This window comes from Aminiphilus circumscriptus DSM 16581 (assembly GCF_000526375.1).
GTDB lineage: Bacteria > Synergistota > Synergistia > Synergistales > Aminiphilaceae > Aminiphilus > Aminiphilus circumscriptus.
On record NZ_JAFY01000005.1, the window covers coordinates 412,187 to 427,269 of the forward strand.

The 15,083-nt window shown below is 57.2% G+C and carries 13 protein-coding genes and 1 tRNA gene; 2 read left to right on the forward strand and 12 right to left on the reverse strand.

Annotation, left to right across the window (positions count from 1 at the left end):
* The first annotated feature begins 11 nt into the window (after positions 1-11).
* Positions 12-1,180 (forward strand): IS3 family transposase gene (locus K349_RS18750; protein ID WP_476726740.1). Its coding sequence is split into 2 segments (ribosomal slippage): positions 12-285 and positions 285-1,180, totalling 1,170 coding nucleotides; the frame shifts between segments, so codons are not numbered across the junction.
* Between the two features lie 5 nt (positions 1,181-1,185).
* On the opposite strand, the gene K349_RS16910 is transcribed toward K349_RS18750, so the two are convergent.
* Positions 1,186-2,487 carry a type I restriction endonuclease subunit R gene (locus K349_RS16910; RefSeq protein ID WP_245588025.1) on the reverse strand — a complete coding sequence of 434 codons (1,302 nt, stop codon included), beginning with the start codon at positions 2,485-2,487 and terminating at the stop codon, positions 1,186-1,188.
* Positions 2,488-2,522: 35 nt separating this feature from the next.
* Between K349_RS16910 and K349_RS18755 the strand changes: the two genes are divergently transcribed.
* A protein-coding gene (locus K349_RS18755; RefSeq protein ID WP_476726740.1) for an IS3 family transposase occupies positions 2,523-3,691 on the forward strand; the annotation gives its coding sequence in 2 pieces (ribosomal slippage) (positions 2,523-2,796 and positions 2,796-3,691; 1,170 coding nt in all).
* A gap of 24 nt (positions 3,692-3,715) precedes the next feature.
* Here the strand turns inward: K349_RS18755 and K349_RS0109110 are convergent.
* The 11 genes from K349_RS0109110 to K349_RS0109165 all read right to left on the reverse strand — a co-directional run bounded on the left by K349_RS0109110 (position 3,716) and on the right by K349_RS0109165 (position 14,993).
* A complete protein-coding gene (locus K349_RS0109110) occupies positions 3,716-5,056 on the reverse strand; it encodes a type I restriction endonuclease subunit R (RefSeq protein WP_029165530.1) in 1,341 nt (446 codons plus the stop codon).
* Entirely contained in the window at positions 5,053-8,322 is a 3,270-nt protein-coding gene (locus K349_RS0109115) for a DEAD/DEAH box helicase (protein WP_211240351.1), read from the reverse strand. The genes K349_RS0109110 and K349_RS0109115 overlap by 4 nt, the downstream gene beginning before the upstream one ends.
* Positions 8,309-9,121 (reverse strand): hypothetical protein, encoded by an 813-nt coding sequence (locus K349_RS0109120; protein WP_029165532.1) that lies wholly within the window; start codon positions 9,119-9,121, stop codon positions 8,309-8,311. The genes K349_RS0109115 and K349_RS0109120 overlap by 14 nt, the downstream gene beginning before the upstream one ends.
* On the reverse strand, positions 9,121-10,458 hold the full coding sequence (locus K349_RS16920) for a restriction endonuclease subunit S (protein ID WP_029165533.1): 1,338 nt from the start codon (positions 10,456-10,458) through the stop codon (positions 9,121-9,123). The genes K349_RS0109120 and K349_RS16920 overlap by 1 nt, the downstream gene beginning before the upstream one ends.
* The gene (locus tag K349_RS0109130; protein WP_029165534.1) at positions 10,448-12,019 is read right to left on the reverse strand and encodes a class I SAM-dependent DNA methyltransferase; all 1,572 of its coding nucleotides are present in this window, start codon (positions 12,017-12,019) and stop codon (positions 10,448-10,450) included. Before K349_RS0109130 ends, K349_RS16920 begins: the two co-directional genes overlap by 11 nt.
* A gap of 161 nt (positions 12,020-12,180) precedes the next feature.
* A complete protein-coding gene (locus K349_RS0109140) occupies positions 12,181-12,384 on the reverse strand; it encodes a helix-turn-helix domain-containing protein (RefSeq protein ID WP_029165535.1) in 204 nt (67 codons plus the stop codon).
* A 487-nt stretch (positions 12,385-12,871) separates the two neighbouring features.
* Positions 12,872-13,231, reverse strand: coding sequence for a gamma-glutamylcyclotransferase family protein (locus tag K349_RS19390; protein WP_051464308.1), 360 nt, complete (start codon positions 13,229-13,231; stop codon positions 12,872-12,874).
* Positions 13,228-14,010, reverse strand: coding sequence for a class II glutamine amidotransferase (locus K349_RS0109150; RefSeq protein ID WP_029165536.1), 783 nt, complete (start codon positions 14,008-14,010; stop codon positions 13,228-13,230). The genes K349_RS19390 and K349_RS0109150 overlap by 4 nt, the downstream gene beginning before the upstream one ends.
* Positions 14,010-14,330, reverse strand: a complete 321-nt coding sequence (locus tag K349_RS19155) for a DUF5049 domain-containing protein (RefSeq protein ID WP_029165537.1) — start codon at positions 14,328-14,330, stop codon at positions 14,010-14,012. The genes K349_RS0109150 and K349_RS19155 overlap by 1 nt, the downstream gene beginning before the upstream one ends.
* Before the next feature lie 217 nt (positions 14,331-14,547).
* Positions 14,548-14,757 (reverse strand): hypothetical protein, encoded by a 210-nt coding sequence (locus tag K349_RS0109160; RefSeq protein WP_029165538.1) that lies wholly within the window; start codon positions 14,755-14,757, stop codon positions 14,548-14,550.
* A 160-nt stretch (positions 14,758-14,917) separates the two neighbouring features.
* A tRNA-Asn gene (locus K349_RS0109165) sits at positions 14,918-14,993 on the reverse strand.
* Between the last annotated feature and the right edge of the window lie 90 nt (positions 14,994-15,083).

Below are 15,083 nucleotides of genomic sequence, written 5' to 3' on the forward strand. Positions count from 1 at the left end.
GAGGTGTCTGAATGGCAAAGAACGCAACGAACGGTCGCTATTCGAAAGAATTTCGGCATGAAGCCGTCAACATGATCATTGAAGGCGGCTTGACAGCATATGAAGCATCGCGTCAACTCTCCCTGCCCAAGTCGACCCTGGAAAACTGGGTGAGAGCGTACAAGGCCGGAAAACTTTCCGATATTGGCGGCGAGCGGCGGCCTCTCACTCAGGTTGAGGAGGAGCTTGAGCGCGTCAAACGAGAGCTTGCTCAAGTAAAACAGGAGCGCGATATCTTAAAAAAAGCCGCCGCGTACTTTGCCCGGGAGTCGCTGTCCGGTACGCGGTAATCAGGCGGTTTCGATCGAAGTATCCGGTTCCTCGGCTATGTCGGGTTCTGGAGGTTTCAACCAGTGGCTACTACGCCTGGCTGAAACGACCGGATTCTCTCCGGAATCAAGAGGAAAAACGGCTCGAACTCGAAATCATAGCGGCTCATAAAAGAACGGAAGAAACCTACGGTCCGGAACGTCTGCAGAAAGAGCTTGCCTGCCACGGCGTTCACATTGGAGTTCACCGGATCAAACGGATTCGCAGGAAACTGGGGCTTCGCTGCAAACAGGTCAAAAAGTTCAAGGCAACCACAAACGCAAACCACAAGCTGCCGGTTGCCACAAATCTTTTAGAACAAAACTTTGTCACGGAGGCCCCGAATCAAGTCTGGGTAACGGATATCACTTACATCCCCACAGCCGAGGGCTGGTTATATCTTGCCGGTCACAAGGATCTTTTTACCGGAGAGATTGTGGGCTACGCCATGGGAGAACGCATGACAAAGAATCTGGTCACCCAGTCCCTGTTTCGCGCTGTCGCTGCCAAGAGGCCTGCGGCTGGTTTGATTCATCATTCCGACCGTGGCAGTCAGTACTGCGCCGCGGGCTACCGAAAACTCCTTGACCAGTTCAAAATGCGGGCATCGATGAGCCGCCGTGGGAACTGCTATGACAACGCGCCCATTGAGAGTTTCTGGGGTGTGCTGAAAAACGAACTCGTTCATCATTGCCGTTACGAAACCCGGCAGGAAGCTATACGGCAGATCACGACGTACATCGAAATCTTTTACAATCGGCAGCGACGGCAGAAGAGACTTGGTTATCTCTCCCCTGCCGCCTATGAGAAACAATTTTTCAAAGAGCAGTAGGCTGCTTACATATTTTGGTGTCCGCTATTGACGACCGACCCCACTTCCGCCAGGAATTCATCGGACAGGATCGAGATGTCCGGCTTCTTTAATCCAGCGGCCGCGAAGATGTCGATGACCTCATCCGAAGACACCGCCTTCGAGACGATCTGCCGGATGGCGAGTTCTATCTCTTCAGGGCTGCGGCGGCCGTCGCCCGTGCTCTTCGTCAGCACGGTCCTCACCGCCTGGAAGAAGGCCACGTCGTCCCGAATCTCCAGCGCCTTCTCATGTGGAACGGCCAGCGCAAACGCCTTCGACAATTCGCCAACCGCCTTTACCAGCCGGTTCTTGCCGTCATCCTGGGCCAGCACGTGCTCCTGCGCCGCCGGAAGCACCGACAGCCGTTCCGGAGGCCCACCGGTCTTCCAAGTCAACCAGTCGAAGCCGTGGAAGATGTCGCAGCAGACCTCGTACCGTTCCAGCATGATAGCCACAGCCTCTTCCTGGTCGATGGCTGTTTGGCCCTTGCCGCCGCTCTCGGTGTAGTTGGCCAGAGCGTATTTGAGCTGGTCAGCGAGGCCAAGGTAATCCACCACAAGACCGCCAGGCTTGTCCTTGAAGACGCGGTTCACCCGCGCGATTGCCTGCATCAGCCCGTGGCCGCGCATTGGCTTGTCCACATACATCGTGTGGAGACATGGCGCATCGAAGCCTGTCAGCCACATGTCGCGAACGATCACCACTTTGAACGGTTCTTTCGGGTCCTTGAAGCGCTTTGCCAGTTCCTCACGGCGAGGCTTGTTGCGGATGTGGGGCTGCCAATCGACGGGGTCCGATGCCGAACCCGTCATCACGATCTTGAGGATTCCCGCGCTATCGTCATCATTGTGCCAGTCCGGACGGATCGCCGTAATGGCCCTATAGAGTTCGACACAGATGCGACGACTCATACAGACGATCATCGCCTTGCCATCCATTGCCTCTAGTCGTCGCTCGAAGTGCTTCACCAGATCCTCGGCGATCAGTTTTAGCCGCTTCTCTGTGCCGACCAGGGCTTCAAGTTGTGCCCACTTGGTCTTCAACCGCTCCTTGTGCTCGACCTCTTCGCCCTCGGTGGCCTCCTCGAACTCCTCGTCCAGCAAGGGCCAAGCGGTTTCATTCAATTCCAGCTTCGCCAGGCGACTTTCGTAGTAAATCGGGACGGTCGCCCCGTCCTTCACTGCCCGCTCGATGTCATAAATACTGACGTAGTTGCCGAAGACCGCGCGGGTGTTTTTGTCGGTCAGTTCGATGGGGGTGTGAGGTACGTTGAAAATATCGGACACCAAAGTTACTATCCAACCAAAACGGAGGTGTCTGAATGGCAAAGAACGCAACGAACGGTCGCTATTCGAAAGAATTTCGGCATGAAGCCGTCAACATGATCATTGAAGGCGGCTTGACAGCATATGAAGCATCGCGTCAACTCTCCCTGCCCAAGTCGACCCTGGAAAACTGGGTGAGAGCGTACAAGGCCGGAAAACTTTCCGATATTGGCGGCGAGCGGCGGCCTCTCACTCAGGTTGAGGAGGAGCTTGAGCGCGTCAAACGAGAGCTTGCTCAAGTAAAACAGGAGCGCGATATCTTAAAAAAAGCCGCCGCGTACTTTGCCCGGGAGTCGCTGTCCGGTACGCGGTAATCAGGCGGTTTCGATCGAAGTATCCGGTTCCTCGGCTATGTCGGGTTCTGGAGGTTTCAACCAGTGGCTACTACGCCTGGCTGAAACGACCGGATTCTCTCCGGAATCAAGAGGAAAAACGGCTCGAACTCGAAATCATAGCGGCTCATAAAAGAACGGAAGAAACCTACGGTCCGGAACGTCTGCAGAAAGAGCTTGCCTGCCACGGCGTTCACATTGGAGTTCACCGGATCAAACGGATTCGCAGGAAACTGGGGCTTCGCTGCAAACAGGTCAAAAAGTTCAAGGCAACCACAAACGCAAACCACAAGCTGCCGGTTGCCACAAATCTTTTAGAACAAAACTTTGTCACGGAGGCCCCGAATCAAGTCTGGGTAACGGATATCACTTACATCCCCACAGCCGAGGGCTGGTTATATCTTGCCGGTCACAAGGATCTTTTTACCGGAGAGATTGTGGGCTACGCCATGGGAGAACGCATGACAAAGAATCTGGTCACCCAGTCCCTGTTTCGCGCTGTCGCTGCCAAGAGGCCTGCGGCTGGTTTGATTCATCATTCCGACCGTGGCAGTCAGTACTGCGCCGCGGGCTACCGAAAACTCCTTGACCAGTTCAAAATGCGGGCATCGATGAGCCGCCGTGGGAACTGCTATGACAACGCGCCCATTGAGAGTTTCTGGGGTGTGCTGAAAAACGAACTCGTTCATCATTGCCGTTACGAAACCCGGCAGGAAGCTATACGGCAGATCACGACGTACATCGAAATCTTTTACAATCGGCAGCGACGGCAGAAGAGACTTGGTTATCTCTCCCCTGCCGCCTATGAGAAACAATTTTTCAAAGAGCAGTAGGCTGCTTACATATTTTGGTGTCCGCTATTGACGACCGACCCCAGTGCCGGTGAACCCGATGAACGAGGCGTTCGGCAACGCCTCGCGCATATGCCGCGCGAAGCCGTCGATGAAGTCATATTGGCTGCGATGCGCTTCGTCGGCGATCACGACGATGTTACGGCGGTCCGATAGCAGTGGGTGTTGATCCTCGTCGTCGGACGGAAAAAACTTATGGACCGTCGTAAAAACGACTCCTCCGGAGGCGGTCGTCAAGAGCTCTCGCAGGTTCGCCCTGTTCTGAGCCTGCATGGGCTGCTGGCGAAGCAATTCGTGACAGCGCGCGAATGTTCCGTAAAGCTGGTCGTCCAGGTCGTTTCGGTCGGTGATCACGACCAGCGTCGGGTTTTCCATCGCCGGATGCAGCACAACTCGCCCGGCGTAGAACGCCATCGTCAGGCTTTTGCCCGATCCCTGAGTGTGCCACACAACACCGACGCGCTTGTCGCCGCCTGCACCGGCAGCCCGGACGGTTGAATCCAGCGCCAGGTTCACCGCGTGGTACTGGTGATAGCCCGCCATCTTCTTGACCAGCACGCCGCCACCCACATCCTCGAACACAACGAAGTGCCGAATCAGGTCCAGGAACCGTCGCTTCTCAAACACGCCCTCAATTACGACCTGAAGCTGAGGCAGCCGGTTGTCTGCCAGTTCTTCGCCTTCAATAGTCCGCCAGGGCATGAACCACTCGCGGTCGGCCGTAAGCGTACCGATCCGCGCCAGCACACCGTCCGAGACCACCATCGCCTCGTTGAACGAGAACAGCGACGGAATTTGCATTTTGTAAGTCTGAAGCTGATTGAATGCAGACCATATGGTGGCGTTTTCGGTGGCGGCATTTTTAAGTTCCATCACCGCCACTGGCAGGCCGTTGATGAACAGCACCACATCAGGCCGGCGTTCGTGCTGGTTCTCGACCACGGTAAACTGATTCACCGCGAGGAATTCGTTGTTCTCCGGCTCATCGTAATCGAGCACGCGGACGAGATCGCCGCCAATCGATCCGTCGGCCCGCTGGTATTCGACCGGTACTCCCTCGACCATGTACTTGTGAATCACATGGTTACTCGCCACCAACGACGGCGAGTCCGGCCGACTCAGTTTACGGAAGGCTTCCTCCACTGCATCAAATGGCACTGCCGGGTTCAGCCGTTGAAGCGCTTGGCGCACACGTTGTTCGAGAATTACTTGTCCGTAGTTCTCTCGTTCCGCGGCAAGCTCACCCGGAGCGATCTCCAACCCAGAAAAGACTTGGTAACCCAATCTCTCCAACCAACCCAGTGCCGCTTGCTCAACAACTGATTCAGTAAATGGGTTCTCACTCATATATTTCTGCCCCCCGTCTCCCCGGAAAGTCGTCCCCAAACATCCCGGTAGTCACGGCCCGACATTGCCGTTCCTCTGGGGGCAAGCCGTCCCCAGTCGCTGTCACTTAGGGTTTTCAAGAAGTCACGAGCTACACCGACAGTCTGATTGCCCGCCGGGATGCCCGTCCTCCGCTCAAATTCATTGCCCATCGGTTCGGCAATACTTCTTGGGACACTATTCATGCGCATAAGCACCGCCGCCTCGGTCTTGACGCCGTGATAAATCATGGCGGGCAAGCTGTTGATCCGGCGTTTTTCGTCAGCGGAAAGCTGATCGAAGTCAATGCCGCTTATCTTGCACAATGCCGAAAGACCCCATGGACCATTGTTCGTCAAATCTCGGTAGATTGCTTTGCACGTGCTTGTAATCGCCTCGGTGCCGGTCTTATTACTGAAGAACTCCGTCGCTATGTCCTGGATGGAGCGCCCGTCCACCCAAGCACGAGTGATGTTGGCGATATGCTGATGCGTCAACCCCTCTGAACTGATCTCTGATAGCTTGATTTCCGGGATACGCATCATGATGCCGATCAGGTTTGGAAGAGGAGACGTAACCGCATCTCCGAATATGCTCGTTGGCTCCCAATCCGCAGGTGTTAACTTTCTCTGCATCTGATTGAGACCTGCAAGTGCTGCGGCAACGCCTTCCGGGGCAAAGCCTGTCGCATCGGCCAAGGCCGCCGGGCCCGGATTGGCCGCTAACTTCCGGGCGTAGTCCCCCGTGGCTTGTAGGAGGGCTTGTGCCTTTTGCCTCGCGCTCCTGTCTGAACGCTCCTGCAGTATTCCGAAGCCGTAGGTGTTTCGAAGTAGCTGCTCTGTTTCGGCCAGCACAGAATCAAGGTTCTTCTTTTCATTCCAGAGGTGCGCTACGTAGCAACGGAAGTCCGACCATTGCTCGTTCTGAATAACCGAGGAAAGCTGGCCAAGCATGCCAAGGCGCTCTACTTCATCCAGTAATCCAATGAGGCGGGAGATCAATGCCCCCGTCGTCCTGCTAACGAACTGCTGATTACCGGTCGGATCACTGCCCGCCGCTAATCCCACAATACCAACACTTTCCTGATTCACTCGCCCTGCGCGTCCTGCAAGGTTCCAGAATGTTCTTGGGCTCATTTCCTTCCCATAGGGATACTTCCGCGTGGCTAAGAACACTGACGCGACGGGGAAGTTGATGCCATGGATGAGTGTCGTCGTCGTGCAAAGGACTCGCAAGGCTCCGATTTCGGTAAGCCATTCCATGAGCGTTCGGGTTTCGTCGGAAAGCCCCGTATGGTGAACGCCTACGCCGTGCCCGAGCATCTGAATAAGTTCGAATTGTGAACTGATTTCGGTCTGCAGGAATCGCTGGACCAGGGCGACTTCCGGTGAAATATCGTCAAGAGGTGCGAGGCTGTTTCGCACAACTCGCGCCACAGACCACACATGATCAATCTTCTGGGCAACAGCGATGCTGGTCCCCCGTTCCGAGAACACCTTTGCCATAGCCCCGGCCTGGACAGACACTCCCTTTGCTTTTGAGAAGGGAATATCCAAGGGTTTGACGGCCCCGACCTGATGCTGTCCGCGGAGATGAATGGTCTTCGGAGTTGTGGTCAGAGTTTCGTATTGCAGCCTCCATCCCCCGCGAGTCGAACTGTCCACTACGGCATGGAATAGGCCGACGGCTCGTTCATTTGGTTGCCAAGGTGACGTTCCAATGCTTATCGTCTTACCCGCATCAGCGCCGAGCCATCTCGCCAAATCACCTGCATTTGGTACAAAAGGCATCAACAAGAGGAAGTTGGCTCGGTCACATTCCCGCTTGATGGTGGCCAGCAGCAATTCGATCCTCAGCCCACGTTCCTCGTCTTCGATGCTGTGCGCCTCGTCCATTACCACCAGAGCCAGCGGACGAGCTACCTTCTTGTTCCGAATAACAAGGTGCAGCTTTTCCGGTGTGGAAACAAGAATGTGAAAGGGCACGACTTCGCTTTGGGCGGCAAGCATCGCTTCCTCGAACGCGTCTATCTCTATAGCACCGGTCAACTGCTCAACCACTATATCCAATGGACTGAAGTCTTCACGCAGGCGGCGGGTCAATTGTGCCACGAGAGCTCGCGTTGGTGCGACATACGCGACCCATCCCTTGTCCGCGTCGAACTGATTCAGTGCCTGGAGCATTCGGAACTGCGCCAGCGTAGTCTTCCCTCCAGATGTCGGCAGGTCCACGACCACTGCGCGGCTTGCCTGGTCCAAGAGACCCTGTTCCTGCAAGGCGGCCCGTTGCGGAGGCAAGAGCTCGAACATTGAGCGCGTCTTGATAACGCTTTTGACGAATCGGGTCACGCGGGAGTTAACCGCTTGGGCCACCTTCCAGAGGGAAGCGGCAACCATCCGTCGGGAAGTGGCGTGCAGCCAGCGGAGGATAACTTCGAGAGCGACGTCCTGTGCGGCTGAAGCTGCTCGTCGTGCCGATTCGAAATGTTTGTCCAGCTCGGCTTCAATTCCCACCGGTTGCCCTTGCAGCATATAAACTGAAAGAAGTTCCGTCGCCTTCGCCCAGTGGTACAGCGCAATAAGGCGAAGAGCCGCAGCTTGAGCGACGGCGTTGTCGGGTTTGGCAAGTGAGCCGTTCTCGTATTGTTCTTGGTCCTTTCGCAGACCGGCAATGATCTCTCGGACCCCATCAAGGTCATCCCATCCTTGCTTGCGCAAGAGACGCACCCAGCAGTCGAAGAGCCTGCGGAGTATCCGGTTTTCCCAAGTTGCATCCGCAACTGACGGCGGCTTTACCTCCCGTTCATGGTCTTTGAGCCAGCGCCTAAGGTCTGTCCACTGGTCTCCGCAATAAGCAAGCGCCGACAAATGGAGAACATGAAATATCCTATTTTCTGAACTCGCTGGTATCGGCAAAGTCCTTCGCAAGGCATATGCTCGGAAAGTTCCTGCCTGTGCCTGCAATCGCAGTTGAACACGCTCTTCATCGGCCGCAGGATGCAGAAGCGCATCCAGCCCCTCGATTGCAGCCATTTCGTAGGCCGTGGCAACGCGCTCCACCAGTTCGCTGTCCGTAACAGTCTCGTCAAAGGCAATCACCATCTGATGTCCGACAGCGGAGCGCATGGTTCGGACCTTGGCTACCTCCAACGCCCGTGCAAGCCCGTTATCACCGATAGCCTTGATAGCCCAATGCTGGTCGACGCGATTGAGGGCGTCTTCGGTAATGACCATGTCAGTTCTGGCCATGTCCGCCCTCCCGTTCTGCGATAGCGCGTTGTGCAAGCGAATTGATGGTTTTCCTCGGTAGATACATCGCTCTCAGTTCAATGCTTGTTTCCGTGGGACATCCCTCAGCCAGTTTACTGGCACGGCATGCTAAATCCTCTCGCTTCGGTTCCACATCCCTTACCAGGATGCCGAACAGAGAAACGTCGCCAGGGTTGGCGAGATAGCGTTTCGCAGCGCTACGGTAACGCTGAAACCACTCGGTCCCGTTCGCATGATGCCCGAGGTACTTCACCAGGGAATCCTTCACCACTGTCGAGTCGCGCAATTCCTCCAACTGCTTCCTTAGCCCGTGGCGGCCGTCCATAACACTCGGAGGCCATGCCTCCTGCTGAGAGGTCTTGACCTCGCCGAATGCAAAGCGGTGAGTATCGTCGACCGCACCCGTGTTCTGAAAGCCAACGAGATCTGTTCCGGCGGGGCTGGCGCTCGGATTCTTTAGGTCGCGCCCAGTTGGCCAGGGGAACTCACAAGCCCGATGCTCGACAAGAAATGCCTCTGATAGGGCCTCACCCACACGCCAGTTCTCCGGCGTTACGCTATTGGCCAGAATGCGCTTCAAACTCTTGTCCGAAAAGTCGGTTGTTATAACGCTCCTCAGAATGGCTTGAAGGTCCAGCGTTCCGGCATCGTCCCAAAGAATGTGCGACACGGAACCGCTCAACGCGGTCGCAAGCTCTCCGTCCGTATAGGACGCGCCTCGTGCCGTGACGGGCGCAACATCCGCTATATAGAGCTCGGTTCCGGTGGCCATCGTCATCAGGCGCACCTCCCGGCGATCCGCTCGGCTTCTGTAACGACTAGTTCGCCCGAGATTAGTCTCGGTAACAGAGCATCGCGGAGGTCGGCAAGAAAGACGTTTTCATCGTAGATTCCTTCGAGCCGCTGTTGAGTCGGAATGAATAGGTGTCCAAAACGCCCCACTATCTCCCTCGGCGGTAAGGCAAACTTCGGTTTTTGCAGACCATCAAGAGGCAACATGTTCACAGTCGTGCCGTTAGTGTGTCCAGCAACAACATTGTGAAAATGCTGAGTCCGGAACAGCAGGTATGTGAACCACGCTGGAAGATAGCTCGTAGCCTTTTGCTGAATGCGGAATATATGATGACTGAACAAACCTTGAGGGCCGTACCGCTCAGGTACAATCGCCGCGTATCCAATCAGAAGATAATCAAAGCCCTGCTCAGTGTTTGTAACGATCACATCCCCTGGTTTCAGCAAATGAGCAGGCCTGTATTCGCCGTTGTACCACTTTAATCCCTCGTATTTGTAGCCGCCGCCTTCGTAAACCGAATTGAGATTGTGCATCGGGAGACCTTCCCCTGGCTGGCACAGATGCTGGCCTTTGTAACTCAGACCTTTATTGGCAGTGATTTGATCAGCCAGCGAAGTGATCGTCCACCCTCTGGGAATCTCGCCCAGTTCGGAGTCCTCGAAGGAGTCTGGAAAAAGGGCGGAGATTTCGGGCTTGAGTCCGTGGGGCTGCCGGCCGGCGGCCTTGGCGCGGACGGGGTCGAAGTCCACAAACCAGCTCTTGAAGATCGCCCGTGCCGTCGCTTCCAGCGTCCGGTTCATCATGCGGTTGAGTGCGATCTTGTCGTCTAGCGCGCCGAGGATGCAGGCGATAGCGTCTTGTTGGCCGAGAGGGGGCAGTGTTAGTGGGAATCGACCGAGAACTTTCGCATTTGCTCCCGCTTGGGCAGAGCCGGTTTTTGAGCTGTTGATGAAACCCCACCAACGGGACGTTCGCATGTTGTACCACACGAACCGTGGGCTCACGCGGGATCGGTCCAAACGAAAACGAATGAGGTACGAAGCGAATACTGCGTCCTCATCACCCCAGTAGAGGTAGTTTTCCCCGGTACTGTTGCCCGTTCTAGCAACGACGATATCACCAGGAGTTAGCTTGTATTTGCGGTGCTCCTCAGGTGTGATTGGGCAGTACGGCACATGCGACCAGTCAACGACTCCGCCCTGAATGTCCGTAATGCGCAGGAACTTCGGGCCGACCTGATCGGTGGTAGCGCTTTCGGTGTATCCATAGGACACGTCCACTGCGACATCAGCCAAGCTTGTTTCTTGCCATTCACCCGCCATAGCCGATGTCCTCCAGGTTGGCCCAGATGATCTGGTCGAGCTTATCCGACTTCTCGGTTTGCTCCCGCAGGGCTGTGGTCAGGCGTGCCATCTTCTCCTCGAACGGTTCACCGTCGTCCTCGACCTCAGCCGCGCCGACGTAACGGCCGGGCGTAAGGATGTGGTTGTGGTGCCGAATGTCGTCGAGTGTGGCGCTCTTGCAGAAGCCCGGCACGTCCTCGTACTTGACCTTGCAGTCCTTGTCGCCGCGCCAGGCGTGGTAGGTGTCGGCGATCCTCCGGATGTCATCATCCGTCAGTTCGCGGTGGACGCGATCAATCATGCTGCCCAGCTTGCGGGCGTCGATGAAGAGCGTCTGGCCGCGCCGGTCGCGGAAGCGGCCGTTCTTCTTGTCGCGGGCCAGGAACCACAGGCAGACGGGGATCTGCGTCGAGTAGAACAACTGGCCCGGCAAGGCGACCATGCAGTCCACCAGGTCGGCCTCGATGATGTTCTTGCGGATTTCGCCCTCGCCGGACTGGTTCGAGGACATCGAACCGTTGGCAAGGACGAAGCCCGCCAGACCGGTTGGAGCCAGGTGGTGGATGAAGTGTTGGACCCAGGCGAAGTTGGCGTTCCCGGCGGGCGGGATGCCATACTTCCAGCGTTTGTCGTCCTTGAGCCGCTCGCCGCCCCAGTCGCTCATGTTAAAGGGGGGATTGGCGATGATATAGTCGGCCTTGAGGTCGGGGTGCAGGTCGCGGTGGAAGGTGTCTGCGTGTTCTTTGCCGAGGTTATTCTCGATCTGCCGGATAGCGAGATTCATCTTGGCCAGCCGCCAGGTGGTATGGTTCGATTCCTGACCGAATATGCTGACATCGGCCTTTGTTTTTCCTCCATTACCATTGCCGGTGGCGTGGGCCTTCACGAACTCGACCGACTGAACAAACATGCCTCCGGAGCCGCAACACGGGTCATAGACTCGACCCTTATAAGGGGCCAGCATCTCGACCAGAACACGGACGACGCATCGTGGCGTATAGAATTGTCCGCCCTTCTTGCCCTCGGCGCTGGCGAACTGAGAGAGAAAGTACTCGTAGACGCGGCCGAGAATGTCCTTTGAGCGGTTGGCCTTGTCGCCCAAACCAATGTTGCCGACCATGTCGATAAGCTGGCCAAGCCTCTGCTTGTCGAGGCGTGGATGGGCGTAGTCCTTGGGCAGTACGCCCTTGAGGGCGGGGTTGTCGCGCTCGATGGCGAGCATGGCGTCGTCGATGACCTTGCCGATGGTCGGCTGCTTGGCCTCGGATTTGAGTTTGGACCAACGTGCCTCTTTGGGCACCCAAAATATGTTGACGGCCCGGTACTCGTCGGGGTCTTCCGGGTCGGCTCCCTGGGCTCGGTCCGCCTCGAGCTTGGCGCGTTGCTCTTCGAAGGCGTCTGAGATGTATTTGAGGAAGATCAAACCAAGCACGACGTGCTTGTACTCGGCGGCGTCCATGTTGGAGCGCAGCGCATCGGCTGCTCGCCAGAGTTCGGATTCGAAACCGAGGTTCGCTCCGTTACTGTTTTCTTTGGCCATTTCAGCTCTCCTCTCCGGCGAAGAATTCCTGTAACAGGTCTTGACCGCGTTCGCCCAGACCCCGGAGCAAGTCCTTGATCTGATTCAATACCAACGGGAACGGCTTGGCCCGATTTTCTGTGTGTATCCGCTCGATAGATTCCATAGTCTTCGATACCTGCCTAATCGGTCCTCTGGTCGTTTGAGGAAGCACCTCCGGCTTTCACCCACTCGTCGATTTCGTTCTTCTTGAATTTCCATAGTCGACCCATCCGGTGAGCGGGCATCCGGTGTTTGTCGATCCATCGATACACCGTGTCGTTGCTGACACCGAGGTATTTGGATATCTCTTCCACCGACAACCATCGGTCTTCGATCTCGGTCATTTCTCCTGCTCCCGCAGTATGTTACGGTTTGCGACTACCCGCTCGCCTCGGCCGCACAAAGGGAGAGGGACGCACCTCTCCTATTTTCCAATAGATTATGATTCGCCGATCCTTTCCGATTGTCAACCGCAATTTGCCGCAGAAACCTGGATTTGTCCGTATCGATTGTCCCGACGATCTCTCGAGTTTCCGCTTCACGGAATACATACCGGAATCGATCCCTATCCGGGCCGTAAACCTGCCGTTCGAGAGAAATTACCCGTTCCGGGGCCATTGTGAGGACCCTAAAGGATGCAGTCCTCTCTCGTTCGAGAGGAATCCGACATAGAGCCAGGCCGGAAGATCGACTCCCTTTGTCCGGACAGGGACCAGGACGCGGCGGTAGAGGCAGGGACCGCCGGGGTGAAACCCCTCCAGCCGGTCGATGGCCGGGAGGCGGATCACGCACGGGGTCGTCGAAGGTCAGAAGCTCCCCGTACACGGGGCTCTAGGGCGCGCCTGTGCCCTTCTTTGGGAGCCGGTCGGGGGGTGGCTCGGGATTGGACATGCGGGCCGTCACGTGCGCTTGTGTGGCCACGTCGGCGAGCGGGTTGGGGTCCCTCCCGACGGCGAGGATGTCCTCCTCCGGGACCTGCAGGACCGGGATTCCGGAGGATGTCTCGAAGAGGCGGCCGCGGACCGTGGCGTCCTCCATTGCCAGGACTCCCCGGCAGAATCGGTCGTGGTTCCAGAAACCGCGCTTCAGGGTGCCGTAGACGAAGAGTCTTAGCATTCCGTTTGTGTTCGGCTTCAAGGGTTCTGTTGGGTTCATTGCCTGGTTCATGGGGTTCATTGGAGTGTCTGTCATGGCTCCGCGCCCTTTCTCTCCTGGGCGACGAACTCGAACGGTTCCACCGAATACGAGGCCAGGTCCTCGCGCCGGAAAACCACCAGGCTCATGGGCTGGACCGGTAACTCCCTCCAGCCCTTTTCCTCCGCCAGCACAGCGTCGAGGTATGCCGGGTCCGAGGCGTAGAGGACGGCTTTGCGGCGGGGATGCCAGCGCAGTTCCAGCGGCCGGTTCCCCTTGAGCACGATGACGGTTTCCGGATCGGTCCGGCAGGCGATGATGGCGGTGATCTGCCCGCGGCAGCGCCTGATGCGCGCCTTGAACCGCTCGATATCCATAGCCCCGTCCCGCGCGGCGTTCGCGGCCAGGCGGAACAGAATCTCGCTGTCCACCTCGGAGAAGCGTCGCAGCTTCCAGCGGCGGAAGAGGTAATCGGCGTTGTAGATGGTGCCGTTGTGGGTGCCGATCACCTCCCCGGCGCGGATCGGGTGGTTGTTGCTGTTGACCCGCTCGTCCCCTCGGATGCGCCACCGGGTATGGCCGAGCAGGAGCGTGGCGCGGTCGTTTATGCTGGCAAGGAGTTCGGCGAAGGCCTTGTCCGTGACGAACCGCTCGGCCGTCACCGGCCGCTTGAAGAGCCGGTGTCCGCCGTCGGTGTCGAGCCATGCCGCGCCGGTGGCGTGTGGTCCGCGCTCCTCGCTCAATACAAGCAGGCGGGTGAAGAGCCAGGCGAGATACTCCCGCTCCTCGGCGCGTCGCCGCTTATTTCCGAAGATGACGCCCGCGAGCCCGCACATCAGGATTTCCCTCCCTGCGGATCGACGATGAACCCGCGGAAGACGCCCTCGGTGTATTCCTTCGGGTGCGCCTTGATCCAGCGTGCGGCGTCCGGCCAGCCGAGCTCTCCGGCCAGCCGGGCGACGACCGGCCGGTCGAGCATGTTGGTCAGCCCCGAGAGCCGGACTGCGTCGATGCCCTGCCAGATCAAGGTGGGAATCGGTATCCGCGCGGGTTTGTCGTCCTGCACCTCAGCAAGGCCGTGTTTGATCAGGGCATCGAGGAAGGATGCGGCCTTTTCCTCGGGCGTGTCGCCCCGGACCGTAAGCTTGACGCACACAACTTCAAAGATCTCCATAAAATTAAAAAAACGCTACCCGCCAGCTCGTTGAAACTGCCAGTTCAACGAGCTGGCGGACACAGAAGAGTATGCCGGGAGATTTGTTTTGATAACGCCAAGGGCCATCCTCGTTACGAGGATGGCCCTTGGCGTGTTGGCGCTCTGGCTCTGGCTCTGGCTTTGATTATGGATATTGCCCTTGTGCCTCCGCCGCTTCCTATCGGGCGATGGAGGTGCCTGCTGCGGTAACCCTGGGAGCTGCCGCAGAAGGGGCGAGAAAACTTTCCGTCATGGGAAAGAGCCCCACGGGAGTCTTGAGGTAGAGATGTTCCACCACACGCCCGTCGCGGATCTCCACGGGGAAAAAACGCCCTTCGGGAGTCATCCAGTGGTGCTTGCCGCTGATGGTGACGAGTTTATTGCTCATGTGTCTTTCGTGCCTTGCCTTTCTTCTCTGATTCCGACGTTTGGGAAGTACGGAACGGGGCCTTCGGTACGACTCCGGCGTTCCTGGACAGACGCACTTCCCATGCTTTCCTGCAATACAAATGGGCCATTCCGGTTTCCCGAAATGGCCTCATGTCTTCTGGCTCCTCGGCGAGGACTTGAACCTCGAACCTAGTGGTTAACAGCCACCCGCTCTGCCGATTGAGCTACCGAGGAATATCCAAAGGCGTTTCCCGATGCTTCGATTGCATAGATGACTTTTTATGGAGAAACACGAAAACCCTCTGGAAATCCGGTGTGTCTCAT

Excerpts from the sequence above, each read along its gene's own strand:
- K349_RS0109110 (WP_029165530.1), bottom strand. The coding sequence starts at position 5,056 with ATGAGTGAGAACCCATTTACTGAATCAGTTGTTGAGCAAGCGGCACTG.
- K349_RS0109115 (WP_211240351.1), bottom strand. The coding sequence starts at position 8,322 with ATGGCCAGAACTGACATGGTCATTACCGAAGACGCCCTCAATCGCGTC.
- K349_RS0109120 (WP_029165532.1), bottom strand. The coding sequence starts at position 9,121 with ATGACGATGGCCACCGGAACCGAGCTCTATATAGCGGATGTTGCGCCC.
- K349_RS16920 (WP_029165533.1), bottom strand. The coding sequence starts at position 10,458 with ATGGCGGGTGAATGGCAAGAAACAAGCTTGGCTGATGTCGCAGTGGAC.
- K349_RS0109130 (WP_029165534.1), bottom strand. The coding sequence starts at position 12,019 with ATGGCCAAAGAAAACAGTAACGGAGCGAACCTCGGTTTCGAATCCGAA.
- K349_RS0109140 (WP_029165535.1), bottom strand. The coding sequence starts at position 12,384 with ATGACCGAGATCGAAGACCGATGGTTGTCGGTGGAAGAGATATCCAAA.
- K349_RS19390 (WP_051464308.1), bottom strand. The coding sequence starts at position 13,231 with ATGACAGACACTCCAATGAACCCCATGAACCAGGCAATGAACCCAACA.
- K349_RS0109150 (WP_029165536.1), bottom strand. The coding sequence starts at position 14,010 with ATGTGCGGGCTCGCGGGCGTCATCTTCGGAAATAAGCGGCGACGCGCC.
- K349_RS0109160 (WP_029165538.1), bottom strand. The coding sequence starts at position 14,757 with ATGAGCAATAAACTCGTCACCATCAGCGGCAAGCACCACTGGATGACT.